This window comes from Pseudomonas sp. MDT2-39-1 (genome assembly GCF_054898085.1).
In genome coordinates this window covers 1,473,671-1,497,511 of record NZ_CM142716.1, presented here as the reverse complement: position 1 = coordinate 1,497,511, position 23,841 = coordinate 1,473,671, and the positions used below count along the sequence as shown (strand labels likewise).

At 58.6% G+C, this 23,841-nt stretch carries 20 protein-coding genes and 2 pseudogenes; 10 read left to right on the top strand and 12 right to left on the bottom strand.

The genetic code is table 11. From position 1 onward, the window contains the following. The first annotated feature begins 347 nt into the window (after window positions 1–347). Window positions 348–662 (top strand): histone-like nucleoid-structuring protein, MvaT/MvaU family, encoded by a 315-nt coding sequence (locus tag ACYZTM_RS07390; RefSeq protein WP_461989108.1) that lies wholly within the window; start codon window positions 348–350, stop codon window positions 660–662. Window positions 663–974: 312 nt separating this feature from the next. Here the strand turns inward: ACYZTM_RS07390 and ACYZTM_RS07385 are convergent, their stop codons facing one another. From ACYZTM_RS07385 to ACYZTM_RS07355, 7 genes and pseudogenes are all read right to left on the bottom strand, one after another. Beyond that, entirely contained in the window at window positions 975–1,415 is a 441-nt protein-coding gene (locus ACYZTM_RS07385; protein WP_461987903.1) for a DUF411 domain-containing protein, read from the bottom strand. Between the two features lie 27 nt (window positions 1,416–1,442). Next, window positions 1,443–1,715, bottom strand: coding sequence for a heavy-metal-associated domain-containing protein (locus tag ACYZTM_RS07380; protein ID WP_461987901.1), 273 nt, complete (start codon window positions 1,713–1,715; stop codon window positions 1,443–1,445). 113 nt (window positions 1,716–1,828) lie between these two features. After that, window positions 1,829–4,025: pseudogene (locus ACYZTM_RS07375) on the bottom strand (heavy metal translocating P-type ATPase). 90 nt (window positions 4,026–4,115) lie between these two features. After that, window positions 4,116–4,367 (bottom strand): DUF2933 domain-containing protein, encoded by a 252-nt coding sequence (locus ACYZTM_RS07370; protein WP_101209380.1) that lies wholly within the window; start codon window positions 4,365–4,367, stop codon window positions 4,116–4,118. A 124-nt stretch (window positions 4,368–4,491) separates the two neighbouring features. Further along, a complete protein-coding gene (locus tag ACYZTM_RS07365) occupies window positions 4,492–4,890 on the bottom strand; it encodes a hypothetical protein (protein ID WP_461987898.1) in 399 nt (132 codons plus the stop codon). Between the two features lie 99 nt (window positions 4,891–4,989). Next, window positions 4,990–5,385, bottom strand: a complete 396-nt coding sequence (locus ACYZTM_RS07360; RefSeq protein ID WP_461987896.1) for a hypothetical protein — start codon at window positions 5,383–5,385, stop codon at window positions 4,990–4,992. Window positions 5,386–6,187: 802 nt separating this feature from the next. Further along, entirely contained in the window at window positions 6,188–9,082 is a 2,895-nt protein-coding gene (locus tag ACYZTM_RS07355; protein ID WP_461987894.1) for a ribonucleoside-diphosphate reductase subunit alpha, read from the bottom strand. A gap of 732 nt (window positions 9,083–9,814) precedes the next feature. Here ACYZTM_RS07355 and ACYZTM_RS07350 point away from each other — a divergent pair. Both ACYZTM_RS07350 and ACYZTM_RS07345 read left to right on the top strand, forming a co-directional pair. Beyond that, window positions 9,815–10,528, top strand: coding sequence for a response regulator (locus tag ACYZTM_RS07350; RefSeq protein ID WP_131060275.1), 714 nt, complete (start codon window positions 9,815–9,817; stop codon window positions 10,526–10,528). Further along, window positions 10,525–12,135: an ATP-binding protein gene (locus tag ACYZTM_RS07345; protein ID WP_131060276.1), complete on the top strand. Its 1,611-nt coding sequence runs from the start codon at window positions 10,525–10,527 to the stop codon at window positions 12,133–12,135. Before ACYZTM_RS07350 ends, ACYZTM_RS07345 begins: the two co-directional genes overlap by 4 nt. A gap of 54 nt (window positions 12,136–12,189) precedes the next feature. On the opposite strand, the gene ACYZTM_RS07340 is transcribed toward ACYZTM_RS07345, so the two are convergent. Beyond that, window positions 12,190–12,915 carry a 4'-phosphopantetheinyl transferase family protein gene (locus ACYZTM_RS07340; protein ID WP_461987891.1) on the bottom strand — a complete coding sequence of 242 codons (726 nt, stop codon included), beginning with the start codon at window positions 12,913–12,915 and terminating at the stop codon, window positions 12,190–12,192. A 226-nt stretch (window positions 12,916–13,141) separates the two neighbouring features. Further along, window positions 13,142–13,285 (bottom strand): annotated as a pseudogene (locus ACYZTM_RS07335) (dienelactone hydrolase family protein); the annotation flags it as partial. A gap of 172 nt (window positions 13,286–13,457) precedes the next feature. On the opposite strand from ACYZTM_RS07335, the gene ACYZTM_RS07330 reads away from it, so the two are divergent. The 4 genes from ACYZTM_RS07330 (at window position 13,458) to ACYZTM_RS07315 (ending at window position 17,180) form a co-directional block, all read left to right on the top strand. Further along, the gene (locus ACYZTM_RS07330; protein ID WP_461987889.1) at window positions 13,458–14,060 is read left to right on the top strand and encodes a hypothetical protein; all 603 of its coding nucleotides are present in this window, start codon (window positions 13,458–13,460) and stop codon (window positions 14,058–14,060) included. Between the two features lie 222 nt (window positions 14,061–14,282). Continuing rightward, the gene (locus ACYZTM_RS07325; protein WP_449646224.1) at window positions 14,283–14,960 is read left to right on the top strand and encodes a response regulator; all 678 of its coding nucleotides are present in this window, start codon (window positions 14,283–14,285) and stop codon (window positions 14,958–14,960) included. Further along, a complete protein-coding gene (locus ACYZTM_RS07320; RefSeq protein ID WP_461987887.1) occupies window positions 14,957–16,303 on the top strand; it encodes an ATP-binding protein in 1,347 nt (448 codons plus the stop codon). Before ACYZTM_RS07325 ends, ACYZTM_RS07320 begins: the two co-directional genes overlap by 4 nt. Before the next feature lie 520 nt (window positions 16,304–16,823). Then, window positions 16,824–17,180 (top strand): DUF6124 family protein, encoded by a 357-nt coding sequence (locus ACYZTM_RS07315; protein ID WP_461987885.1) that lies wholly within the window; start codon window positions 16,824–16,826, stop codon window positions 17,178–17,180. A 146-nt stretch (window positions 17,181–17,326) separates the two neighbouring features. Here the strand turns inward: ACYZTM_RS07315 and ACYZTM_RS07310 are convergent, their stop codons facing one another. Next, the gene (locus ACYZTM_RS07310; protein WP_461987883.1) at window positions 17,327–18,325 is read right to left on the bottom strand and encodes an AraC family transcriptional regulator; all 999 of its coding nucleotides are present in this window, start codon (window positions 18,323–18,325) and stop codon (window positions 17,327–17,329) included. A gap of 339 nt (window positions 18,326–18,664) precedes the next feature. On the opposite strand from ACYZTM_RS07310, the gene ACYZTM_RS07305 reads away from it, so the two are divergent. After that, the gene (locus tag ACYZTM_RS07305) at window positions 18,665–19,999 is read left to right on the top strand and encodes a dicarboxylate/amino acid:cation symporter (RefSeq protein ID WP_131060284.1); all 1,335 of its coding nucleotides are present in this window, start codon (window positions 18,665–18,667) and stop codon (window positions 19,997–19,999) included. Window positions 20,000–20,143: 144 nt separating this feature from the next. After that, window positions 20,144–21,325, top strand: a complete 1,182-nt coding sequence (locus ACYZTM_RS07300) for a CaiB/BaiF CoA transferase family protein (RefSeq protein WP_461987881.1) — start codon at window positions 20,144–20,146, stop codon at window positions 21,323–21,325. 110 nt (window positions 21,326–21,435) lie between these two features. On the opposite strand, the gene ACYZTM_RS07295 is transcribed toward ACYZTM_RS07300, so the two are convergent. Both ACYZTM_RS07295 and ACYZTM_RS07290 read right to left on the bottom strand, forming a co-directional pair. Further along, on the bottom strand, window positions 21,436–21,930 hold the full coding sequence (locus ACYZTM_RS07295) for a SprT family zinc-dependent metalloprotease (RefSeq protein WP_461987879.1): 495 nt from the start codon (window positions 21,928–21,930) through the stop codon (window positions 21,436–21,438). A 150-nt stretch (window positions 21,931–22,080) separates the two neighbouring features. Further along, window positions 22,081–22,683 carry a Yip1 family protein gene (locus tag ACYZTM_RS07290; protein ID WP_131060286.1) on the bottom strand — a complete coding sequence of 201 codons (603 nt, stop codon included), beginning with the start codon at window positions 22,681–22,683 and terminating at the stop codon, window positions 22,081–22,083. Between the two features lie 280 nt (window positions 22,684–22,963). On the opposite strand from ACYZTM_RS07290, the gene ttcA reads away from it, so the two are divergent. After that, window positions 22,964–23,788, top strand: a complete 825-nt coding sequence (gene ttcA / locus ACYZTM_RS07285) for a tRNA 2-thiocytidine(32) synthetase TtcA (protein ID WP_461987877.1) — start codon at window positions 22,964–22,966, stop codon at window positions 23,786–23,788. The last annotated feature ends 53 nt before the right edge of the window (window positions 23,789–23,841 follow it).

Here is a 23,841-nt window from a genome sequence, read left to right as displayed (position 1 = left end):
TTTTTTGTGGTCGGGATTTTGTCAGGAGCGAAGGTGCTGGTTGTCTGTGCTGGCCTCTTTGCGAGCAAGCCCGCTCCCCCATTTAATCTGCTGTGAACACAAAACCTCTGAACACCGCAGACCCAATGGGGGCGCGGGCTTGCTCCGGGCGGCGTTCCGACGAAGGCGTCAGACCGACCACCACTTTCCTTCGGGCAAAAGAACCATATTTTTGCCTTCTCTGAACCAGTTCAGTTGTCGCAAGCAGCGACTGTAGCGATGATCGATCTGCAATATACTGTTAGGCAGCTATCTAAAAGAGATCCGTCATGTCTAAACTCGCAGAATTCCGCCAGCTCGAATAACACCTGGCCGAGCAACTTCAAGCGCTCGAAGCCCTGAAAGGCGATGCTGGCTTCAAGAAAGAAATCGAATTCGAGACCAAGCTGCGTGCTCTACTGGCCGAGTACGGCTACAGCCTACCGAACGTGATCAATCTGCTTGACCCGCAAGCGAGCCGTCGTGCTCCAGCTGCCGATTCCAGAACCGGTACCCGTAAGCCACGCCAAGTGAAGGTCTATAAAAACCCTCACACCGGTGAAGTCGTCGAAACCAAAGGCGGCAATCACAAGACTCTAAAGGCATGGAAAACTGAGCATGGCTCCGCGAGCGTTGAGTCCTGACTTACCAAGTGATTTCAGTTTGAGTACAAGCAAGGGCTCCTGCACTGGGCTCTTGTTGTTGGCGTGGTAGGGAACGCTTGGAAATCTTGAAATCAGAGAGACTGAAATCGCATCAGTTTGATGGGATCACGCGCTTTAGGCTTGATTCAGACCCTCAAGCGCTTCTTTCACAGCAACGTAGGATACTCATCGGGCGGCGTGTGATTACTTTCCGTCTGGTTGGCAGCGGCAATCTGGCTGAACTGCGATTGAGCAGAACCATAGATTCGTCTTGTTGTGATAGGCCGTGGCTGGTTAGCCCTAACGTAGTCGTCAATGGCTAGGATAATCAGCGACTACTTGATCGGTACCCGTTAGGGGCTGACCTATCACCTGATACGGCTGTTTGGTTTGGCCGTACTCCATTCCAGGCGATCCAGCGGGCATACCCGGCACCGCAACTCCGACGAGGTCGGGGTGATTCTTCAGGTCGAGGATCTGTGCTACCGGTACATGGCCTTCGACAAATTTTCCGTCAATCATCGCGGTATGACAGGAGGCCGAGCGCGGAGCGACGCCGAGGCGCTGTTTGACTTCGCTCATGTTGGGCTCGACATGGTCGCGCACGCTGAAGCCATTAACTTCAAGATACTTTATCCAGTCCTTGCAGCAGCCGCAGTTAGGATCGCGGTAAACGTCGATGACTTCAGCGGCTTGTGCCGCTCCGGTCATGAGTAGTGTCGTGAACGCAGCGATACGCAGACTGGTATTCATGGGAGTTCTCCAGTTTAAAAAGAATACTTACCGACAGCAGCAACCGCCGCCGTTCCCGCCACAACCTGAGGTTTTCTTACTTGCTACGCTTTCCACTGTCGCCAGCTGTGCTGGATAGCCCGCGTCCTGCAGGGCGGCAAGCAGCGCATGGTTGTCCGAATCGCCGCTGACCTTCACCCGTCCTGCTTGTAGATCCACTGTTACGTCACTGACTCCTTCAAGTGGGCGCAGCGCTTCGGTGACATGTTTGACACATGAACCACAGCTCATGCCCTGGACTTGCAGTTCAACAGTTTTCATTGGTGACTCCTCACAACAACGTTGATCGTGGAAAGACGGACGCATGAGGCTTTTCTGCGACTTTGGCTTATCCTCAACCTTGCTGCCATGGCAAGGTCAAGCAGTCGTTTCATTCAATCAATGGAAGCTTGGCGCAGACGCAAGGCGTTGATTACCACCGACGCCGAGCTCACGCTCATGGCCAGTGCGGCAATTAGTGGTGACAGAAGGTGACCGGTAAGTGGGAAGAACAAGCCGGCGGCCAGTGGGATGCCCATGGCGTTGTAAAGAAAGGCGAAGGTCAGGTTCTGGTGCATATTTCTCACCGTTGCTACTGACAGGCTGCGAGCACGCAGGATACCGAGCAGATCGCCCTTAACCAGGGTGACCTGAGCGCTGTTCATGCCACGTCAGTGCCTGTGCCCATGGCGATACCTGAGAGCCACCAGACGTTCTTTACCTTGTGGTTTGACCTCACCATGCACCTCCTCGATGCCCAACTGGCGAGCTACCGAGCGAGCGGTGGTAAGGCCGTCGCCAGTGGCCATGATGACCTTGATGCCATCCGCCTGCAGACGCTCGACGGCCAGCTTCGTGGTGGGTTTGATGGGGTCGGCAACAGCCAGCAAACCCGCGAGGGCGCCATTGACTGCCAGGTACATGATGCTCGTACCGTCGCCGCGTAGCTTCTCGGCATGCACTTGCAGGCTCTCGGTGGAAACGCCCGCCTTCCTGCATCAACGCGGTATTGCCTAGCATCAGGCGGCGACCCTCGACCTGACAGCTAACACCGATACCTGAGGCTGACTCGAAGGTTTCAGGTGTCACCAGTTTTAGCCCTGCGGCACGAGCCTGCTCGATGATGGCGTGGGCCAACCGATGCTCACTGCCCTGATCGAGACTAGCGGCCAGGCGCAGCACATCATCCGGAACAAATCCGGGTACGGCCTCGACGCTATGGAGCGCTGGTCGACCTTCAGTGAGGGTGCCAGTTTTGTCGACTATCAAGGTGTCTATTTTGCGCAGGTTTTCGATGGCGGCGGCATCGCGAAACAATACGCCGCTGCCAGCAGCCTTCCCGGTGGCGACCATGACTGACATCGGTGTCGCTAGGCCAAGGGCGCAGGGACAGGCGATGATCATGACCGCGACAGCGTTGATCAGTCCGAACACCCAACTTGGCTCGGGCCCCCACAGCCCCCCAACCGAGTAGAGTCAGCGCGGCGATAGTAATCACCACAATCACGAAGTAACTGGCAATCACGTCTGCCAGTCGTTGCATCGGCGCTTTTGAGCGTTGTGCCTGCACAACCATCTGTACAATCTGTGCGAGCAGGGTCGCCGACCCTATCTTCTGCGCCTGTATCACCAGACTGCCGTGGATGTTGAGGGTGGCTCCGATCAGCGCGTCCCCGGCCCTCTTCATGATCGGTATTGGTTCGCCGGTGAGCATCGACTCATCTACAGCGCTTTCGCCTTGCAACACCTGACCGTCGACAGGCACTTTTTCGCCCGGTCGCACACGTAACGTGTCGCCGCTGTGTACGTGGGTCAATGGGGTGTCTTCTTCGGTGCCGTCGGCATTGATCCGCCGGGCGTTTTTGGGTGCCAGTCCGAGCAGCGACTTGATGGCAGCCGAGGTTTGCGTGCGAGCCTTGAGTTCAAGCATCTGGCCGAGAAGGGTCAGTGAGATGATCGCAGCCGCTGCTTCGAAGTACACACCGATGCGGCCCTCCATCATGAAGTTGCTGGGGAATACATCGGGGGCCAGGGTGGCCACGACGCTGTAAAGGAAGGCCGCCGCCGTGCCGAGGCCGAGCAGCGTCCACATGTTCGGACTTCGCTGAATCACCGAACGCACACCACGCACATAAAACGGCCAGCCAGCCCAAAGCACCACGGGTGTGGCCAGTCCCCGCTCGATCCAGTTTTGCGTGGGGCCGTGAAACAGCACCAAGGCATGGCCGCCCATGGCCAGAACGGTGACTGATTATTGTCAGTGGCAATGTCCACCAAAAGCGCTGGGTGAAGTCCTTGAGTTCTAAGTTCTCTTCTTCCTCCAATTCGGGAATCACCGGCTCTAAGGTCATGCCGCACTTAGGGCAGACGCCGGGGCCGATCTGGCGAATTTTCCGGATGCATGGGACATGTGTATTCAGCGGCACCCGTTAACGGTTCTACTGTTGTCTGATGGACGTGTTCGATTTTCAGTTGAGATATTCGATAACGCTCGGGCGCTGCCCTGAAGATCGTTTGGCATTTCTGGCTGCAGAATTGGTAGGTTTGCCACTCATATTTCGTGCTGAACTGGCTGTCGTTACTGACGGTCATGCCACATGCCGGGTCATGGGAGCCGGTGAGTTGGGGTTCAGACTTCTGTAATGGGTCGTGCTCTGAACGAAGCTCAGGGGCGGGCATGAGCTAACTCCTGTTCGCATCCTTGGTTGAGGCTGAGGTTTCGCCGTGATGACTGTGACCACCGTGGTGGTGTCCGAAAAAATGCATCAGCGGGCACAACAGCAAAATCATGTAAGGCAGTAAGCCCAGCATATGGCCGTAGTGTTCTCTTGCCAGATAGAACAGCACGATCACCAGCAGCATGCCCAGCGCTATGCCGGGTTTGCTCCTCCAAAATGTTGGGGAGGTGTTAGCGGAATGTGGTGAATTCATCATGGTTCTGTACTCCTGAGGGACGTGCTGTTAGTGATACGTCGTATTGGTCAACGGGCGGAGGTTTTACCCTTGGCATATTGGCAAAGGTAAAACCGACGTTGCATTGCCTACAGGCTTGTACGCGTTACTTGCTCATCGGCATCTTCATCATGCTCGATTGCTGATCCATCATTTTCATCATCATGTTCATCATTCCCATCTCCATGCCGTCTTTGTTGCCGGCCATGCCCATGCCATGACAGTTCTTATGCATCATGGCCATGCTGTCCTTCATCGTCTGCATGCTCTCCTGCATGGCGGCGTGTCGCTCGGCAGGGGTCTTGGCGGCGGCTGCCTTGTCGTGTGCAGCCTGCATTTTTTGCATTTGCTCGGACATGACATCGTTTTGCATCGGCTTAGCTGCTTCGCTCGTCTGGGCGGGCGCGGTCGGCGTCTGCTCCGGGTGATGCTCATCGACTGCCGAGGCCATGAGTGGGCTGCTCACGAGCAGGGTGGCGAGGATACATTTCAATGAGGCATGCATGGCATTCTCCAAAGGGTGAGGACAACTCAGGTAATACCGAGCCGCACCAGGTTGGCGCAGTCAGACAATGCGCCGAAGATCGGCGCGCAGACGGTCGGATTAATCGTTGAAACGGACGAAAATCAGGCGGGCAGGCGGTCTGGCCGGTACAGGGCGCCGTAACGCAAGAAAGGCAAAAGCGGAGGGGTTGGCGGGATACAAAATCAGCAGCGCAGGGATCAGGAACAGAAACGTCCAGCTGGACAGGTTAAATATTTGAAGATGGAGCGAAGGACTTACAGCTATCGCCGCATCGGCGCAGTGCTGAAGGCAACCGAGGGCATGGGTGTCGTGGCTATCGTGATCTTGCGCGGTGTTCAGCGAGACATGAGTTGTAGCCGGATTGTGGCTGGGCTGTGCCAGACATCCCTGGCTCGCTGCCAGACCAAACGCTAACACCCACAGCACGATGGCTAGGCGTATGAACGCTGGTTGACGATGGCGAAACCAGAACATGGAGAATCTCCGGTACTGATTAACGGGCTTTGATTCAAAATACAGCGCATCGAAGTGCCAAGGTTGATCCACATCAATTTATGCAGCCGGGTGTCGGCTCTTGTGGTGTGGTCAAATTGTATGGTCTACGTCGACCTTTCAGATGTTTACCCCTCTTTGCCGCTCTTTACTAGCAGCTTGTGGTGCACTGCCCTTTGATTGTCCTTGTGATTAAAGGGGGCGTTGAGTGCAGCGGTCGCAGTGACCAAAGCTGCTTTTGAATCAAATAATCTGAGCTGACGCCGGTTTTGTGAAGAACGAATCCGACTGTCTGATCCTGAGTGGGCTGCTCAAGGAACTGTTGCTGGGTAACTAGCCTCATCTAGGTTCCATGGCGTAAGGCAGCTATCAGACGCTCGCGGGGTTGGCCATGAGCACGAGTCAGAAATGCTTCCGACGTTAGCGCAGTGTGAATATCGATGTTCCGGGAATGGGTCCACAGGTAGGTCATGCCGATGGTGCGAAGGACCTTTTCTGTGGTCGTAAGCGCTGCACCCCTGTCCCGGTATCGAACAGTCGCGTAGACATTGGGTAGGAAGGGGGGAGAGCCGTCCGCATCCACCAGTACGGCCATAGGTAGGCCGTCGGTGGCGATGAAGGATTTGATTCGGATGGCTTGCGATGTATACGTTCCCTGAACCTGTGATAGCAGGGCGGGGAGTATAGGAAGTTTGTATTGTACTGTTTACCAAAAACCCCCTTTGTTATCAGGGGGTTGATGGGGTTTTACAGACTAATGTATGCGTTTATTTGTACCTGAATTTCATTGGCAAGCTTCGCAATCCGGCTCGTCGATGGCGCAAGCTTTCGGCACTGGAGCAGGGCCGGCAGGTGCTGCCAGGACCGAATCTTCACCGTGGTTGCCGCCGCTGGAAACAGCGTTCAGCTTGCCGGTGTTGATGGTCGACTTCTCGGTGCTGGTCGCAGCCAGGGCACGGAGGTAGTAAGTGGTTTTCAGACCACGGTACCAGGCCATGCGGTAGGTCACGTCCAGCTTCTTGCCCGATGCGCCAGCGATGTACAGGTTCAGCGATTGAGCCTGGTCGATCCACTTCTGGCGACGGCTTGCCGCGTCAACGATCCACTTGGTGTCCACTTCGAAGGCAGTCGCGTAGAGCTCTTTGAGTTCTTGCGGGATACGCTCGATCTGTTGCACCGAACCGTCGTAGTACTTCAGGTCGTTGATCATGACCGAGTCCCACAGACCGCGAGCCTTCAGGTCGCGAACCAGGTACGGGTTGATCACGGTGAATTCGCCCGACAGGTTCGATTTCACGTAGAGGTTCTGGTAGGTCGGTTCGATCGACTGCGAGACGCCAGTGATGTTGGCGATGGTCGCGGTCGGTGCGATGGCCATGATGTTGGAGTTACGAATACCTTTCTGCACACGGGCACGAACCGGTGCCCAGTCCAGGGATTCGTTCAGGTCAACGTCGATGTACTTCTGGCCACGCTGTTCGATCAGGATCTGTTGCGAATCCAGCGGCAGGATGCCCTTGGACCACAGCGAACCCTGGAACGTCTCGTAGGCGCCGCGCTCGTCGGCCAGGTCGCAGGAAGCCTGGATCGCGTAGTAGCTGACCGCTTCCATCGACTTGTCGGCGAACTCGACGGCAGCGTCCGAACCGTAAGGGATGTGCTGCAGGTACAGCGCGTCCTGGAAGCCCATGATGCCCAGACCGACCGGACGGTGCTTGAAGTTGGAGTTCTTGGCTTGTGGCACCGAGTAGTAGTTGATGTCGATCACGTTATCGAGCATGCGAACGGCGGTGTTCACGGTGCGTTCCAGCTTGGCGGTGTCCAGCTTGCCGTTGACGATGTGGTTCGGCAGGTTGATCGAGCCCAGGTTGCAAACAGCGATCTCGTCCTTGTTGGTGTTCAAGGTGATCTCGGTGCACAGGTTCGAGCTGTGGACCACGCCCACGTGCTGCTGCGGGCTGCGCAGGTTGCACGGGTCTTTGAAGGTCAGCCATGGGTGGCCGGTTTCAAACAGCATGGACAGCATTTTGCGCCACAGGTCTTTGGCCTGGATGGTCTTGAACAGCTTGATCTTGCCCGGGTACTCGGACAGGGCTTCGTAGTACTCGTAACGTTCTTCGAAAGCTTTACCGGTCAGGTCGTGCAGGTCCGGTACTTCGGACGGCGAGAACAGGGTCCACTTGCCGTCATCGAAGACGCGCTTCATGAACAGGTCAGGGATCCAGTTGGCGGTGTTCATGTCGTGGGTACGACGACGATCATCACCGGTGTTCTTACGGAGTTCGATGAACTCTTCGATGTCCATGTGCCAGGTTTCCAGGTAGGCACAGACAGCGCCTTTGCGCTTGCCACCCTGGTTAACGGCGACGGCGGTGTCGTTCACCACTTTCAGGAACGGAACAACGCCCTGGGATTTGCCGTTGGTGCCCTTGATGTACGAACCCAGCGCACGAACCGGCGTCCAGTCGTTGCCCAGGCCGCCCGCGAATTTCGACAACATGGCGTTGTCGTGGATCGCGTGGTAAATGCCCGACAGGTCATCCGGCACGGTGGTCAGGTAGCAGCTGGACAACTGTGGACGCAGGGTGCCGGCGTTGAACAGGGTTGGGGTCGAGGACATGTAGTCGAAGGACGACAACAGGTTGTAGAACTCGATCGCACGGTCTTCTTTGTGCTTCTCTTCGATCGCCAGGCCCATGGCCACGCGCATGAAGAAGATTTGCGGCAGTTCGAAGCGGATACCGTCCTTGTGGATGAAGTAACGGTCGTACAGGGTTTGCAGGCCCAGGTAGGTGAACTGCTGATCGCGCTCGTGGTTGATCGCCTTGCCGAGTTTTTCCAGGTCGAAGGTGGCCAGGATCGGATTCAGCAATTCGAATTGGATACCCTTGGCGATGTACGCAGGCAAGGCCTTGGCGTACAGGTCGACCATTTCGTGGTGGGTCGCGCTTTCTGCGACTTCCAGGAAGTTCAAGCCTTCTGCACGCAGGGTGTCCATCAACAGGCGAGCGGTCACGAACGAGTAGTTCGGCTCACGCTCAACCAGCGTACGGGCGGTCATCACCAACGCGGTGTTGACGTCGGTCAGGGCCACGCCGTCGTACAGGTTTTTCAGGGTTTCGCGCTGGATCAGGTCGCCGTCGACTTCTGCAAGGCCTTCGCACGCTTCGGTGACGATGGTGTTCAGGCGGCCCATGTCCAGGGGCGCAAAGGTGCCATCGGCGCGGGTGATGCGGATCGACGGGTGAGCGTTGACTGCTTCTTCGGCCGGTGCGTGGGCAGCGCGTTCTTTCGAACGACCGTCACGGTAGATCACGTAGTCACGGGCTACTTTCTGCTCGCCGGCACGCATCAGGGCCAGTTCAACCTGGTCCTGGATTTCTTCGATGTGGATAGTGCCGCCCGACGGCATGCGACGCTTGAAGGTCGCGGTGACTTGTTCGGTCAGGCGGGCAACGGTGTCATGGATTCGCGACGAGGCGGCAGCGGTGCCGCCCTCAACTGCGAGAAACGCTTTGGTGATCGCGACGGTGATTTTGTCGTCGGTGTAAGGAACGACAGTGCCGTTACGCTTGATCACGCGCAGTTGGCCAGGCGCGGTGGCGGACAGATCCGAAGTCGAATCAGCGGCCTGCGGCAAGGTGCCCTGCGGGTTCTCGCGAGTTGTGTCGGTTTGCATGGGGGGTTGTCTCCACATTCTCTATGTTTGTTTGGGCACCATCACGGTGCCCACCGTTCTGTCCTGAAGCACTACAACCGACGGGCGTCGGGCATAACAACTTCGGGACAGTAGGAAAAGGCTAATGATGCCGCTTCCTTGCCGAAGTCTTTAGTCGCGAGCCTGGGCTCGAAACCGGATTCCATTCAGGGTGACAGTAATGACTGCAACACCCGTACCGTTCTGGCTGTTCCGGCCTTAAAAAACGGTGCCATCCGCAGGTGCGGTTTGGGCTTGTAAAATCACGCTTGGTTCAACCGGAAACAGCAATAAAGCGCTTGAGTTTCTGGTCTGAAATGTGGTTGGGCTTTTTAAGCCAAAACCCTACATGTAGGGTTTTTTTGGCGCCGTGCTACAAGATAATGCGTTTTGGAGGGTGTTGCAACGTACTACCTGTGGATAAACCTGTGCGTAAATTGTGTGTGAAAGAGGGAACAGGCGTGTAGGCCGCGACCTAGCTGGAGCGGACCGTTTTTCACTGATTTTCAGCGATTGAAAACAGTCATTCGGATTTTTAAGGGCGCGAACCCTACCACAAAAAACCGGGTTGTCCGAACGCATTTGCCGGCTTGTGTTCTCGGCGTTCGGCGTTTATACAATCGGCCAGTGTGTATGCTTTCTTATCCTCCCCAATCATTACAAAAAGACGGGCGGATCCTTCCTTATTCGTGTTGTTGGCAAGCAGAGGTCACCGTGGAGCAAGAAGCCTGGCAGATATTGATTGTGGAGGACGACCAGCGACTGGCCGAACTGACCCGCGATTACCTGGAAGCCAATGGCCTGCGCGTATCGATCGAGGGCAATGGCGCCCTGGCCGCGGCTCGCATCATTAATGAAAAGCCGGACCTGGTGATCCTCGACCTGATGCTGCCGGGCGAAGATGGCCTGAGCATCTGCCGCAAGGTCCGAGACAAATATGACGGCCCGATCCTGATGCTCACCGCGCGCACCGATGACACTGATCAGATTCTTGGCCTCGACCTGGGCGCTGACGATTACGTGTGCAAACCGGTTCGTCCACGCCTGCTGCTGGCGCGCATCCAGGCCCTGTTGCGCCGCAGTGAAGCCCCTGAGGTGGCCCCGGAAAAACAACGGCGCCTGCAATTCGGCCCGCTGGTGGTGGACAACGCATTGCGCGAGGCCTGGCTGAATGACAACGGTATCGAACTGACCAGCGCCGAGTTCGACCTGCTGTGGCTGCTGGTGGCCAACGCCGGGCGCATCCTGTCCCGGGAAGAGATTTTCACCGCGCTGCGCGGCATCGGCTATGACGGCCAGGATCGCTCCATCGACGTGCGCATCTCGCGCATCCGCCCGAAAATCGGCGACGACCCTGATCATCCGCGACTGATCAAAACCATCCGCAGCAAAGGTTATCTGTTCGTTCCGGAAGCCTGCACCCTGTGAACTCGATCTTCCTGCGCATCTACGGCGGCATGTGCGCGGCGCTGATTCTGGTCGCGGTGCTCGGCGTACTGGCGTTGCACCTGCTCAATCAGGTGCGCAGCGAGCAATACCGCGAACGCCTGGCCCACGGCACCTTTTCGCTGATGGCCGACAACCTGCAACCAATGAACGAAACCGAGCGCCACCGGGCCTTGCTGGTGTGGGAACGTTTGCTGGGTATTCCGTTGGCGCTGAAGTCCTTTGCCCAGACCGATCTCGACCTGACGCAGCGCACCCGCGTGCTGCGCGGCCAGGCGCTGGTGGAGCAGACCGGCCCGCACGCGGCAAGGGTTTATCGCTTGGTCAGTGACAAGGAGCAGCTTGTTCTCACGGGCGAGGTGCAGCAGATCAGCGAGCAACTGGCGCGAGCGACCATTTACCTGCTGGCCGACGAACTGGTGCGCGTGCCGGTGGCCGACCAGCCCAAGCGCCTGGCGCAATTGAAACAAGACAAGGGCTTTGGTTTCGACTTGCGGCTGGTCACCGTCGAGCAGGCGGACATGGACGAAGACCAGAGCCGCCGGATCTCCGAAGGCGACACGGTGATGGCGCTGGGCAAGGGCGGCGACTCGATCCGGGTATTCGCCGGTATGGTCGGCACGCCCTGGGTCCTGGAAATCGGCCCGCTGTATCAGATGAATCCTTATCCACCCGAGTGGCTGGTGCTGATCGCGGCCCTCGGTTTGAGCCTGATCGGTTTGATCGTCTATCTATTAGTGCGACAACTTGAACGACGTTTACGTGGCCTCGAAGCCGCTGCCACGCGCATCGCCAAGGGTAGCCTGGAAACCCGCGTGCCGGCGCGCGGCGCGGACTCGGTGGGGCGACTGGCCTCGGCGTTCAACGGCATGGCCGAGCACTTGCAGCAGTTGCTGGCGATCCAGCGTGAACTGGTGCGCGCGGTATCCCACGAATTGCGCACCCCGGTGGCGCGCCTGCGTTTTGGCCTGGAGATGATCGGCTCGGCCACCACGCCGCAGGCCCTGGAGAAATACCGCGAAGGTATGGACCACGACATCGAGGACCTCGACAAACTGGTGGACGAAATGCTGACCTACGCGCGTCTGGAGCAGGGCTCGCCGGCGCTGAATTTCCAGCGGATCGATCTGGATGCGTTGGTCAATCAGGTGATCGAGGAGCTGGCACCGCTGCGCGCCGACGTCACTGTGCAGCGCGGGTTGTGCCTGTCCGCCGCCGATTGCGACGACGCCTGGGTCGAGGCCGAGCCGCGCTATTTGCACCGGGCGATCCAGAACCTGGTGAGCAACGCCATGCGCCACGCCTCGTCGCGGGTGACCGTCAGTTATCAGGTGGGGCAGCAGCGTTGCCGGGTGGACATCGAAGATGACGGACCGGGCGTGCCGGAGTCGGCGTGGGAGAAAATCTTCACCCCGTTCCTGCGTCTTGATGACAGCCGCACCCGGGCGTCGGGCGGGCATGGATTGGGGTTGTCGATCGTGCGGCGGATCATCCATTGGCATGACGGGCGGGCGTTGATCAGCAAGAGCCAGAGTCTGGGCGGGGCGTGCTTCAGCCTGAGTTGGCCGAGGAATCAGGAGAAGCGGTGAGATGTGCGGCGATCCGACTTGCCCGCGAAGAGGCCCGAACCGACACTAAAGATCTCAGGCCTTGATACTGACCAGACTCAACAACTGTCCGTCCACCACCCCAAACTGCGCATCCAGCTCAGCGCCATTGCGCCATTCGCTGGACAGATCAGTCAGCAGCCGCAACCGCACTTCACCCGCCTCGGTCCATTCCAACACCTCGGCATGTTCAAAATAGAACCGCTGCTGAACAATCGGATACAGCGCCTTGAACAAACTTTCCTTCACCGAAAACGTCAGCGTCACCAGCATCGCCAGCTGATCACGAGGGGCCGCCGCCATGCGCTGCAACTCTTGCGGGGTGAGGATTTCCCCGGCCAGGCGTTCGGCCCGTTCAGGGTTGAGCAGGTTTTCCAGGTCCATCCCCAAACCACGCCAATCGGCTTTCTTCGCCACAATTGCCGCAGCCCGGCCGGTGCTGTGGGTGATTGAGCCGCTGATATGCGCGGGCCACACCGGGGCCCGGTCTTCACCGATGGCCGGGGTAAAACTCAGCCCCTCCAACTGCTGCAACGCCGCCCGGGCGCAGACCCGGCCGGCCAGAAACTCGGCCTGACGCTTGGCGACCGAGCGCTGAATGCTCGCCGGCGGTTCGATGGCGCTGCGCTGGAAGTCATCGTTGGCCAGTTGCGAGGTATCGAAGTGCGTACTCAACAGCACCGTATCGGGCAGCACAAACGGCAGCGGCCAATGGGCATCGAGCGGGGAGCAGCAGACGGGTAGGGCGGGGACGGGATTCATGACGGGCATTTTGCCGGGTTGCCTTGGTGCTGGGTAGTGGCAGCGGGCTTTTGTGGTGAGGGGATTTAGCGAAACGTCGCACCGCCCCGTTGGGTGGCGAAGCCGCCCCAAAACCTGCAACCTCGGTATATCAGATACACCGAGTTCGCCGGTTTCACGACTGCTGCGCAGCCGAACGGGGATAAATCCCCTCGCCACAACGCCCCTTGCGACAGGGGCTAACTGTTCAACCAAAGATCTTCTTGAAGAACGCCTGCATATCCGCCCAGGACTTTTCATCCGCCGCCTTGCTGTAGCCAATATCCGGCCCACCATGATCGCCATGGCCCAACCGATCCGCATCCGGATCACTGAGCCCATGCTTATACCCTCCCGAGGGCGAGGAAAACGCGCAGGGTCGGATCTCCTGCATAAAAGTCATTAAAACAGCCGAGTCGATTTGATTCAGCTCAGGTTCAGAGTGCGTTCAGGGGGAGTTCAGGGGTGGTTGCGTAACCTTGCCCCGTACCCAAAAAGCAAATAGCGCATGAGGAAACTCCCCAATGACTAGCTTCAAAAAACTGCTTCTGGCTTTCACCGTCCTAAGCGCGAGCACCGCCGCTTTCGCCTCCGACGACAATTTCGCCAGCCTTACGCTTGGACAGACCAGCGACAAGATCAAAAAGTCCCACGCCCTGAACGACAACCTCAACAGCCCGAACGCCGACGGCGTGATCGGCAAGGACACCACCTGGGGTGTGCGTCTGGGCCAGCAAAACAGTCAGGGCCGTTACTACGCCACTTACGACAACGTGTCGGGCTCGCACAATGGCATAAAGCTGCGTCAGGAAAACCTTCTGGGCAGCTACGATCTGTTCTACCCGGTGGGCGGCAGCACCAAACTGTTCGGCGGTGCCACGGCCGGTCTGACCAAAATGACTCAGGAGTCCCCGGGCTTCAGCCGCGACAGCAACATCGGTTACGCCATCGGCGGCCAGGTTGGCGTGTTGCAGCAAGTGTCGCAAAATACCTCGGTCGAGATGGGTTACCGTTACCTGCGCAGCAACGCCAGCACCGAGATGAGCGAGCGCGGTGGCAGCAAACAAGGTTCGCTGGACCTGACCAGCAGCGCCCAGACTTACCTGTCGGCGAACTACGCTTTCTGACAAAGGGATGCGCGAATGCCAGTCAGTTAAGCGCAATCCCTGTGGGAGCGGGCTTGCTCGCGAAGACGTAGTCTCAGTCGACATCACTGTTGCCTGACACACCGCTTTCGCGAGCAAGCCCGCTCCCACAGGTTCCGCGGCCTGACTGGCTGGCATCGCCCTGTCCCGCATAGAGGTGCGAAACTGTGCTGCTGGAGATAACGATTTGCCTAGGAGAGCGTTATGAAACTGCTGGTCGTCGAAGATGAAGCGCTGTTGCGCCATCACCTGCAAACCCGCCTGACGGACAGCGGCCACGTGGTCGAGTCCGTGGCCAACGCCGAGGAGGCGCTGTACCAGACCGAGCAGTTCAACCATGACCTGGCGGTGATCGACCTCGGCTTGCCGGGCATGGGCGGGCTCGACCTGATCCGTCAACTGCGCTCGAGCGGCAAGACCTTCCCGATCCTGATCCTCACCGCGCGCGGCAACTGGCAGGACAAGGTCGAAGGCCTCGCCGCCGGCGCCGACGATTACGTAGTCAAGCCGTTCCAGTTCGAAGAGCTCGACGCGCGCCTGAATGCCTTGCTGCGCCGCTCCAGCGGATTCACCCAGTCGACCATCGTCGCCGGGCCGCTGCTGCTGGACCTCAACCGCAAACAGGCGTCCCTTGATGAACAACCGCTGGCGCTGACCGCGTACGAATACCGAATCCTCGAGTACCTGATGCGGCATCACCAGCAGGTGGTGGCCAAGGATCGCTTGATGGAACAGCTCTACCCGGACGACGACGAGCGCGATCCGAACGTCATCGAAGTGCTGGTCGGCCGTCTGCGCCGCAAACTCGAAGGCCCGGCCGGTTTCAAACCGATCGATACCGTGCGTGGTCTCGGCTACCTGTTCAATGAGCGCTGCACTTGATTCGTTCTCTTCGTGTCCGGTTGATGCTCGCCGCCACGATCCTGGCGGTGCTGTTCATGCTGGCGTTGCTGCCAGCGATGCAGGGCGCGTTCAGCCTGGCGTTGCAGGATTCCATCGAGCAGCGCCTGGCATCGGACGTCACCACGCTGATCTCCGCCGCGCGAGTGGAAAACAACTCTTTGCAGATGCCGGCGCAGTTGCCCGATGAACGCTTCAACCTGACCGACAGCCGCTTGGTTGGCTACATCTATGACCGCGAAGGTCACCTGGTGTGGCGCTCGAAGGCCACCCGCGAAGAGAAGATCAACTACAAACCGCGTTACGACGGACGCGGCAACGAATTCGCGCGCATTCGCGAGGCCGACGGTCAGGAATTCTTCGTCTATGACGTCGAGGTCAAACTGCTCGGCGGCAAAAGCGCGGCGTTCAGCATCGTGGCCCTGCAACCGGTGCGCGAATACGAAGTCACCCTCGAAGGCCTGCGCGAAAACCTCTACCTCGGTTTTGGCGCCGCATTGCTGGTGCTGCTGGCGCTGCTGTGGATCGGACTGACCTGGGGTTTGCAGGCCTTGCGTCGGCTCAGTCAGGAACTCGACGAAATCGAAAGCGGCGCCCGCGAAAGCCTCAGCGAACAACACCCACGCGAACTGCTGCGCCTGACCGGCTCCCTCAACCGCTTGCTGCACAGCGAACGCGAACAGCGCAGCCGCTACCGTGATTCCCTCGACGACCTGGCCCACAGCCTGAAAACCCCGCTGACCGTGTTGCAAGGCGTCAGCGAAGACATGGCTCAACGCCCGGAAAATCGCGATCAGGCCTGGGTGCTGCAAACCCAGATCGAACGCATGAGCCAGCAGATCGGCTATCAACTGCAACGTGCCAGCCTGCGCAAAAGCGGTCTGGTACGCCACCAGGTGCGCCTGCGTCCGGTGCTGCAAAGCCTGTGCGACACGCTGGACAAGGTCTACCGCGACAAACGCGTGCGCGTCGCTTTCGATCTGCCGGATCAGTGTTACGTGCCGATCGAGCAAGGCGCGCTGCTGGAAATGATGGGCAACCTGCTGGAAAACGCCTATCGCCTGTGCCTGAGCGAAGTGCGCATCAGCGTGCGCGAAACCCTGAGCGGGGTTGAGTTGTGCGTTGAAGATGACGGGCCGGGCGTGCCACCGGACCAGCGGGCGCGGATTCTGCAAAGGGGCGAGCGACTGGATCGCCAGCATCCGGGGCAGGGGATTGGGTTGGCGGTGGTGAAGGACATTATCGAGAGCTACAGCGCGAAGCTGACGCTCGGGGATTCGCCGATGGGCGGGGCGGCGTTCCGGATTCATTTTTCGGTGGTTTGATCTGAATTCTTTAGCGTTCTTACGGGCCTCATCGTCGGATCGCCGCCCGGAGCCGGCTCGCTCCCACAATTGGATCTGCGGCGTTCGCGAAAAGTGGATACTCCGCAGATTCCCTGTGGGAGCGAGCCGGCTCCGGGCGGCGATCCGACGATGAGGCCAGCCCCTAAAACGCAAATCTCACAGATTCTCTGCAATAAACAACGCTGTTTAAAACACATCTCCAGACACTCACTCAGGCTACACATCCTTGCGCCGTTGCCTACGACTACGCCAGAATCCGCCGGCTTGTGCGCCTGGGGCGTGGGTTCTATCGTTTCCGGGTCGCTGACGAATCAGCGATCGGGTTTAGCAGCCCAGGTCTCTCTAGACGCACAACGTCCGTCGTTCATGTCATGGCGGCTTTGCGTGGGGCACTTCGGTGCGCCGGGTTCTAGAGTCCTGGTCTGCTAACCCGCGTACAGCCGCCACCTCTTTTTCGTTTAGCAGCGATGTGGCGGCTCCATAACTCTAGGAGCTTCATATGTTCAAAATCACACCCAACCCACCCGAAACCGACGACGTCTCGCCCTACGATTCCACCGACTCCAAAAAGCTCAACGAAGCCGCCGACCGCGCCCTCGATTACTACCTCAAACCGGTCATCCCCAAAGACTCGCCACGTAAACCCAGCACGATCTACTTCGTCGCCCCTGATACCGATGACGAAACGTTGCTGGTCAACGCTTGTGAGTCCATGGCATCAGCAAGTGTGATGCTGAGTAATTTTGCGGGGTTGATGGAGGGGCCGCATCGCAACACCGTGTTGGGGATTCAGCAGGTTGTAATGCTGGGTGAGCTGGCGGTGAATCGGATGCTGGACAGGCTTGATCCGCCTTAGCCACCAGTCAGGTAGACCGCGTCATCGTTCTTCGCGAGCAGGCTCACTCCTACAGGGATCTTCAGCGAACACACTATTTGTGTACGCCCTAGATCAACTGTAGGAGTGAGCCTGCTCGCGAAGGGGCCAGTCAATTCAACCCAAAATCAGTTCTCTTGTGCGCGATAAGCCCCAGGTGTAAGGCCAGTCCACTTCTTGAACGCCCGATGAAACGCCGAAGGCTCGGAAAACCCCAACTGCTCGGCAATCTGTTGCAACGACAGATCCGCCCGGCCCAGGTGATAAATCGCAATGTCCCGTCGCAACTGATCCTTCAATTCCTGAAAACTCGACCCTTCCTCCCGCAAATGCCGGCGCAAGGTCTGCGGGCTGATGTGCAGGTGCGCAGCCACGGCCTCAAGATCCGGCCAGCGTGTACTGTCGCGGCTGAGCAAACGGCGCAACTGGCTGCTCAGGCTGTCGCCGTCATCCGGGCGCGACAGCAGGTCGGCGGGGGAGTATTGGAGGAAATGTTTGAGGGTGCGTTCGTCCTGTAACAACGGCATGTGCAGGTAGCGGCTGTGAAACAGCAGGCTGCTCTGGGTTGCGGAAAACACCATGGGGCAGGGGAACAGCAAGTCGTATTCGGCACCGTGCTCGGGCCTTGAATAACTGAACGTCGCCTGCTCCAGCCGAATGCGCTGGCCGATCAGCCAGCTGCCGAGGCGATGCCACACCATCAGCTGGCTTTCGGTGAGGAAATGGTCCGGGTCCTGGAATTTCGAGTCATCGAGGCTCAGGCGGATCATGTCGTCTTCGTGGGTCAGGGTCAGGCGGGGACCGTCGGGGAACAAGCTATAAAACAATAATCCGCGATGCAGCGCCTTATCGAGGTTGCGGCAGTGGATCACGGCGTGGCACATCATCGCGAAGGTGCCGGTTTTACTCGGCGTCGGCCCGAAACCGAGGTACTCGTCGTCGAGCGCAAGCCACAAACCCTGGATCAATCGCGTGAACTGCTCCGGCGCAATCCGCGCCCGTGGCTCGTCGAGCAATTCGGGGCTGATCCCCAATTGCTGCAACAACTCTGAATAGTCATAACCCAACCGGCGCGCGCCACCGAGGACGGCACGGGCGAAATGACTGGCGATGGTGCGTTCGCGCATAGAAGGCAGGTCCGTCCATTGAGCGTCGGATGGTAGCCGTGGTGGCCGACGATGAACAAGGCGGATATCCGCCAAATTGCAGGATGTGATTTAGTCGAAGGGCGGAAATCCGCCACACCAATGTAACCGGACAGTGACCCAGAAAAACCTGTAACCCTTGATGTCAAAAGGCTTACAGGCTTTTTGACGAAGGTGGCACGGGGCTTGCGATACAAGTCGCAGAGGTCTGCCGTCGCGCAGCTCGACAAAACAAATCCCTCCAGTGCAGGAGGGTTCGCAAATGAGGTGTCGTTGACAACAGATGGATGTTGTCGCGGGACGCTCTTGAGGAACTTTGCAATGACGACTCGTCAGCCACTGTACAAATCCCTGTATTTCCAGGTGATCGTTGCTATTGCCATCGGCATCCTGCTCGGTCACTTCTACCCGCAGACCGGTGTGGCCCTCAAGCCGCTGGGTGACGGGTTTATCAAACTGATCAAAATGGTCATTGCGCCAATCATCTTCTGTACGGTCGTCAGCGGTATCGCCGGCATGCAGAACATGAAGTCGGTCGGCAAAACCGGCGGCTATGCGCTGCTGTACTTCGAAATTGTTTCCACCCTTGCCTTGCTGATCGGTCTGGTCGTGGTCAACGTCGTGCAACCGGGCGCCGGCATGCACATCGACGTGACGACCCTGGACACCAGCAAAATCGCTGGCTTCATCTCGGCCGGTAAAGACCAGAGCATCATCGCCTTTGTCCTCAACGTGATCCCGAACACCATCGTCGGCGCCTTCGCCAACGGCGATATCCTGCAAGTGCTGATGTTCTCGGTGATCTTCGGTTTCGCCCTGCATCGCCTGGGTGCGTACGGCAAGCCGGTGCTGGACTTCATCGATCGCTTTGCGCACGTGATGTTCAACATCATCAACATGATCATGAAGCTCGCTCCAGTCGGCGCATTCGGCGCGATGGCCTTCACCATCGGTGCCTACGGTGTCGGCTCGCTGGTGCAGCTGGGTCAGCTGATGATCTGCTTCTACATCACCTGCATCCTGTTTGTGCTCCTGGTACTGGGCGCCATCTGCCGCGCGCACGGTTTCAGCGTCATCAAACTGATTCGCTACATCCGTGAAGAACTGTTGATCGTGCTGGGTACTTCCTCTTCGGAATCGGCTCTGCCACGCATGCTGATCAAGATGGAGCGCCTGGGCGCGCAGAAGTCGGTTGTGGGTCTGGTGATCCCAACGGGCTACTCGTTCAACCTCGACGGTACGTCGATCTACCTGACCATGGCCGCTGTGTTCATCGCTCAGGCGACTGATACCCCAATGGACCTCACCCACCAGATCACTCTGCTGCTGGTGCTGTTGCTGTCCTCCAAAGGTGCTGCGGGCGTGACCGGCAGTGGCTTCATCGTGTTGGCGGCCACCCTGTCGGCCGTAGGTACTCTGCCGGTGGCCGGTCTGGCGCTGATCCTCGGTATCGACCGCTTCATGTCCGAAGCCCGTGCACTGACCAACCTCGTTGGTAATGCTGTTGCGACCCTGGTCGTGGCCAAGTGGGTGAACGAGCTGGACGAAGACAAGCTGCAAGTCGAGCTGGCTTCCGGCGGTCGCGGTATCTCCGACGAACGTGAAGAAGACGACTTGGGCGTGGCCGAAGGCCCAACCCCAAGCAACGTCAAGTAAGACTCTCTGCATTGAAAAACCCGCTTCGGCGGGTTTTTTCATGCCTGGGATTTGAGCGTAACGGTCACCGTTGCTGACACTTCAGGTGATTGCTGCAATGGGTTTGCCTGCCTAGGCTGGAAGCATCGTTCACGGAGGTCGCTCATGCCCGGTCCACTGGCATCACTCAAGGTTCTGGATTTCTCGACACTGCTGCCGGGGCCGTTTGCTTCATTGCTGCTGGCAGACATGGGCGCAGAAGTCTTGCGCATCGAATCGCCGACCCGCATGGATTTGCTGCGGGTGTTGCCGCCGCACGATCACGGGGTGTCGGCCAGCCACGCGTACCTCAATCGCAACAAGCGCAGCCTGGCGCTGGACCTCAAGCAGCCCGAGGCGCTGGAAGTGATCAAGCAGTTGCTGGCGGACTATGACATCGTACTGGAGCAGTTCCGTCCCGGCGTGATGGAACGCCTGGGCCTGGGTTATGAAGCCTTGAAGGCGATCAATCCGCGGTTGATCTACGTGTCGATTACCGGCTATGGCCAGACCGGCCCCTACAAGGACCGCGCCGGCCACGACATCAACTACCTGGCGCTGGCGGGACTGGCAAGCTACACCGGCCGTACCGAGAGTGGGCCGTTGCCGTTGGGCATGCAGGTGGCGGATGTCGCCGGAGGTTCGCTGCACGGCGTGATCGGGCTGCTGGCGGCGGTGATCGCTCGGCAGCAAAGCGGGGTCGGGCAGCATCTGGATGTGAGCATGACCGATTGCGCCTTCAGCCTGAACGCCATGGCCGGCGCCGGGTATCTGGCCTGTGGCGTGGAGCCGGGCAGGGAAGATCAGATGCTCAATGGCGGCAGCTTCTACGACTATTACCGTTCGCGGGACGGGCGTTGGTTATCGGTGGGCAGTCTGGAGCCGGTCTTCATGCAGCAACTGTGTACGGCGCTGGGGCGGCCGGAACTGGCGGCCAAGGGCCTGTCGTCCAAGCCCGCCGAGCAACAGGCGCTGAAAAATGAGTTGAAAGCCGAATTCGAGAAGCATGACTTTGCGCAGCTGTGCGAGTTGTTTGCCGGGGTTGATGCGTGTGTCGAGCCGGTGCTGAGTTTGGGTGAGGCAGTGCGGCATCCGCAATTGCAGGCGCGGGAGTTGGTGACGGAGGTGCCGCGGGGGGACGGTTCTACGCAGGCGCAAATGGCCTGTCCGTTGAAGTTCTCAGAGGGGTTGCCAGCGCCCCGGCATATTGGTGCGGTGTTGGGGCAGCATACGGATCAGGTGTTGGGGGAGTTGGGGTTTGGTGCTGCGCGGATCGAAGAACTGCGGCGTAACAAAGTGGTTCTTTAGCGGTTGTACTGGCCTCTTCGCGAGCAAGCCCGCTCCCACATTGGAACGCATTTCAAATGTGGGAGCGGGCTTGCTCGCGAAGAGGCCGGCACTGGCACCAAAAATCCGACTTACTCGACCCGCATCTCCCCACTAAACACCAACGTGCTCCGGCACCTGCGACACAAATACCGCCGCCCCTGCCGCACCAGTCCATGGCGCTGCGCGGAAAACGGGAAATCGCTGTCAACGCACGGGCATTTGTAGATATAGCGAGTCACGCTGCGGCGTTTGACGTCGTAGGTGTGGCAGCGATTGGGCGGCAGTTCGTACACGCCACGCATGATCAATTGCCACTCTTCACCGTGCGGCTGAATGCGGTCGCCAAACAGTTGATGGGCGATCAGGTGCGCCACTTCATGGGCCACGGTCTGCTTGAGGAAGTCTTCAGTGTTTTCCCGGTACAGCTGCGGGTTGAAGCGCAGCAGGTTCTCGTGCAGATGCGCGACACCGGCTTTTTGACCGCGCAGCTTGAGGCTCACCACGGGGCGTTTGAAAGGTCGTTTGAAAAAGGATTCGGCTAATTTGTAACAGTCTTCGACGCGGGTATTGAGTTGCTCGGGCATGCTTGATGGATCTCCAGAGACGTCGAGTATGCCGCAACGCCGGGGCCTTGCGAATCGTCGAGGCGCCGAATGGTCGTTACCCCCTCACACATTAGAAGGCCGCCTTGCGGCGGCCTGTGTTGGCAGATCTTGTTTTTGGGTGATGTGTTACTAATTGGTATAGACCGGCCCCACGCCGAGTCCCCAGACAATCACTGTAAACGCCATGATGGCGACCAGCACCACCAAGCCTACGGCAAGCACCGAACTGGAAAACAGGAAGCCCTCGTCGGATGGAATGTTCATGAAAGTGGGTAGCCCCACATACAGTAAATACACCGTGTAGCAGATGGCCGCCGTCCCGACGATCATCCCCAGCCACATGTGTGGGTACAGCGCCGCCAGACCGCCGATGAACAGCGGGGTCGCGGTATAGGTCGCAAATGCAACGCAGCGGGCCAGACTTGGATTGGCGTCATAGGTACGGGCCATCCAGTGGATGAATGCGCCCATGACCGCGACACCGCCGAGCATCGCCAGGTAAGACATGATCGTCATCCATAGCGCGCTTTCCTGGGTCAACATCACCGGCGCCCGGCTGCCGATGACCCAGCCGACCTGAGTGGTGCCGATAAACGCCGACACAGCGGGGATCGCCGCCAGAATCAGCGTGTGAGTCAGGTACATGTGGCTGATGCTTTCCTCTTGGTCGCCACGGATTTCTTTCCATTCCTGGTCGGGGTGGGTGAAGAGCCCCACTACGTGATGGATCATGCCAGTCACTCCTCTTGTTTTTACCGTCGCCCCCCAGTGGAGCGCCTACAGGCCAACGTGGCCAAGTAAGTAAAAGGTCTGGATATGTGTGCGACCTTATGTCGCAGTATAGAAAGGTCTTAACGGCGCAGGTGTGAGGGCGTTAGAGCAAATTGCGCTGTAAACACTGCTGTTAATCGCCGCAAGGTCTGTCACCACAATCCCTGTGGGTGGGCTCTTCGCCGACGAGGAGTTTTTGCGTAAAATGCCGCCTTTCGTCACACCTCACGGATCTCGCGTCATGGGCACACTCACGGTCAACCAGAACAAACTGCAAAAGCGCCTTCGCCGCCAGGCAGGTGAGGCTGTTGCCGATTTCAACATGATTGAAGACGGCGACAAGGTCATGGTCTGCCTGTCCGGTGGCAAGGACAGCTACACCATGCTCGACGTGCTCTTGCACTTGCAGAAGGTCGCTCCGATCAAGTTCGAGATCGTGGCCGTGAACATGGACCAGAAACAACCAGGCTTTCCTGAGCACGTGCTGCCGGTCTACCTCAAAGAATTGGGCATCGAGTACCACATCGTCGAAAAAGACACCTACTCGGTGGTCAAGGAGCTGATCCCGGAAGGCAAGACCACCTGCTCGCTGTGCTCGCGCCTGCGTCGCGGCACGCTCTACACCTTTGCCGACGAAATCGGCGCGACCAAAATGGCCCTCGGTCATCACCGTGACGACATCGTCGAGACGTTCTTCCTCAACATGTTCTTCAACGGTTCACTCAAGGCCATGCCGCCCAAGCTGCGTGCCGACGACGGCCGCAACGTGGTGATTCGCCCGCTGGCCTACTGCAACGAAAAAGACATTCAGGCCTACGCGGACTTCAAGCAATTCCCGATCATCCCGTGCAACCTCTGCGGTTCCCAGGAAAACCTGCAACGTCAGGTGGTCAAGGACATGCTGCAAGAGTGGGAGCACAAAACCCCGGGCCGTACCGAAAGCATTTTCCGCAGCTTGCAGAACGTGCAACCGTCGCAACTGGCGGACCGCAACCTGTTCGACTTCACCAGCCTCAAGATCGACGCAACCGCCGCTTCGCGGTTCGTCAACGTGGTCAACCTCTAATCAGAAACTGTAGGAGTGAGACCGGCTTGCCGGCGATTGCGTCGTGTCAGTCG

Bases quoted from the DNA above. Each gene is read 5' to 3' on its own strand.
- ACYZTM_RS07385 (WP_461987903.1), bottom strand. From the start codon at position 1,415: ATGAATACCAGTCTGCGTATCGCTGCGTTCACGACACTACTCATGACC.
- ACYZTM_RS07380 (WP_461987901.1), bottom strand. From the start codon at position 1,715: ATGAAAACTGTTGAACTGCAAGTCCAGGGCATGAGCTGTGGTTCATGT.
- ACYZTM_RS07370 (WP_101209380.1), bottom strand. From the start codon at position 4,367: ATGATGAATTCACCACATTCCGCTAACACCTCCCCAACATTTTGGAGG.
- ACYZTM_RS07365 (WP_461987898.1), bottom strand. From the start codon at position 4,890: ATGCATGCCTCATTGAAATGTATCCTCGCCACCCTGCTCGTGAGCAGC.
- ACYZTM_RS07360 (WP_461987896.1), bottom strand. From the start codon at position 5,385: ATGTTCTGGTTTCGCCATCGTCAACCAGCGTTCATACGCCTAGCCATC.
- ACYZTM_RS07355 (WP_461987894.1), bottom strand. From the start codon at position 9,082: ATGCAAACCGACACAACTCGCGAGAACCCGCAGGGCACCTTGCCGCAG.
- ACYZTM_RS07340 (WP_461987891.1), bottom strand. From the start codon at position 12,915: ATGAATCCCGTCCCCGCCCTACCCGTCTGCTGCTCCCCGCTCGATGCC.
- ACYZTM_RS07330 (WP_461987889.1), top strand. From the start codon at position 13,458: ATGACTAGCTTCAAAAAACTGCTTCTGGCTTTCACCGTCCTAAGCGCG.
- ACYZTM_RS07325 (WP_449646224.1), top strand. From the start codon at position 14,283: ATGAAACTGCTGGTCGTCGAAGATGAAGCGCTGTTGCGCCATCACCTG.
- ACYZTM_RS07315 (WP_461987885.1), top strand. From the start codon at position 16,824: ATGTTCAAAATCACACCCAACCCACCCGAAACCGACGACGTCTCGCCC.
- ACYZTM_RS07310 (WP_461987883.1), bottom strand. From the start codon at position 18,325: ATGCGCGAACGCACCATCGCCAGTCATTTCGCCCGTGCCGTCCTCGGT.
- ACYZTM_RS07305 (WP_131060284.1), top strand. From the start codon at position 18,665: ATGACGACTCGTCAGCCACTGTACAAATCCCTGTATTTCCAGGTGATC.
- ACYZTM_RS07300 (WP_461987881.1), top strand. From the start codon at position 20,144: ATGCCCGGTCCACTGGCATCACTCAAGGTTCTGGATTTCTCGACACTG.
- ACYZTM_RS07295 (WP_461987879.1), bottom strand. From the start codon at position 21,930: ATGCCCGAGCAACTCAATACCCGCGTCGAAGACTGTTACAAATTAGCC.
- ACYZTM_RS07290 (WP_131060286.1), bottom strand. From the start codon at position 22,683: ATGATCCATCACGTAGTGGGGCTCTTCACCCACCCCGACCAGGAATGG.
- ttcA (WP_461987877.1), top strand. From the start codon at position 22,964: ATGGGCACACTCACGGTCAACCAGAACAAACTGCAAAAGCGCCTTCGC.